The sequence below is a fragment of the Stenotrophomonas sp. Steno-Z1 genome (assembly GCF_056393175.1).
In genome coordinates this window covers 1-511 of sequence record NZ_JBWJPB010000025.1, presented here as the reverse complement: position 1 = coordinate 511, position 511 = coordinate 1, and the positions used below count along the sequence as shown (strand labels likewise).

Below are 511 nucleotides of genomic sequence, written 5' to 3'. Positions count from 1 at the left end.
GAGCGCTACGACAGCAAGGCGACGACCGCCTCGCTGGAAGCCGGCTACGCCTTCAAGGTGCGCCAGAGTGCCAACAGCGCGCTGTACGTGGAGCCGCAGGCCCAGGTGACCTGGACCGACTTCTCGATGGATGACCACATGGAACGCAACGGCACCCGGGTGCGCAGCCTGGAGGCTGGCGGCCTGCAGACCCGCCTCGGCCTGCGTGTGTACGGGCACAACACCGCCACCAGCGGCAACCGCGTGCAGCCGTTCGTGGGTATCAACTGGATCCGCACCCGTGGCGAAGGCAACTCGCTGGCCCTGGATGAAACCTACCAGGCCGGTGGCCAGCCGCGCGATGTCTACCAGGCCAAGGCCGGCGCCCAGCTGCAGTTGGGAGGGGGCTGGACCGGCTGGGGCGAGCTGAGCAGCACGCGTGGCAAGGGCAGCTACAGCAACTACGGCGGCCAGATGGGCGTGAAGTACAGCTGGTAATCAACCAGCAGAAACGCAGCAAACGACGGGCGCC

Annotated in this window: 1 protein-coding gene; it reads left to right on the top strand. The window is 67.3% G+C overall.

Annotated features, from left to right (window positions below):
• Positions 1-477 (top strand): autotransporter outer membrane beta-barrel domain-containing protein (locus AC06FD_RS20440; RefSeq protein WP_478078734.1); only part of this gene is annotated, 477 nt, incomplete at its 5' end.
• Positions 478-511 lie beyond the last annotated feature (34 nt).